The sequence below is a fragment of the Vibrio sp. 1727 genome (assembly GCF_033344415.1).
Classification (GTDB): Bacteria; Pseudomonadota; Gammaproteobacteria; order Enterobacterales; family Vibrionaceae; genus Vibrio; species Vibrio alginolyticus.
On the sequence record NZ_JAWPOT010000119.1, the window covers coordinates 1 to 941 of the forward strand.

General features: G+C 47.0%; 1 pseudogene. It reads left to right on the forward strand.

The features are described from left to right. Window positions 1-941: pseudogene (locus R8O10_RS24220) on the forward strand (hypothetical protein); the annotation flags it as partial.

Sequence of the window (941 nt, forward strand, 5' to 3'; positions counted from 1 at the left end):
AAATTGAATTCGATTTGATTCAATCGTTACTTCAGTTTAAGCCCGTCGTGGCCGACTTAACCATTCATAACTTGGCATTAGATATTCGCACGGTCGATCTTCTACCTACGTCGAGTAATCAAGAGCCGACCACTGATGTTGATCAAAATGAAATTAAGCTGATTGATCAGCTGGACTCACTATTGCTGCGTCAGTTTGAAGACTTCACCATTACGAATTCACGCGTCTGGTACAAATCGGTCTCGGGCGAAACTCGTCGACTCGATATTGAACAGCTTCGCTGGAGTAACCAAGGCAAACGTCACTTAGCGGAAGGCACAGTCAGTATTGCAGACGCTAGCCTGAACTCACTGTTAGTAAATGCTAACTTTAAAGACCATGGTTCGCTGCGTGATGTGTCTGGTGAGTTTTACGTGAGTGCGCAAGATGTCTCGGTAACGCCTTGGCTTACCACTTACATGCAAGAAGAGTCGGGGGCGGAGTCTGGCAAGGTCAGTTTGAATACCTGGCTGACTCTCAAACACAGCCAACCTAATTATGCGTACGTGGAGCTGCAACCGTCTGAGCTCGTATGGAATGAAAATGGTCGCCATGAACTGTTTATCGAATCGGGAGTGTTTAAGCTCTTGCCTGATAAGCAAGGTTGGAAAGTAAATGGTCACTCACTTCAAATTCGCACCGATGACAAATCCTGGCCTGAACTTGATGCGGCTTTTGATTGGCAACCAGATGGCTGGAAGCTCAATCTTTCTCAGCTCGACATTGAGGCGCTGATTCCACTCGTTAAGCTCGCGCCGGAATCGGAATCAACCAGTGACTTACTCAATAAATTAGCGCCGAAAGGTCGTGTTGAAGACATTCGCTTAGCCATGAATGGTGGCTTAGATACGTTGCGTTATTCGGCGGACCTCGATGAGTTAGCTATGACTCAGTGGGAACTG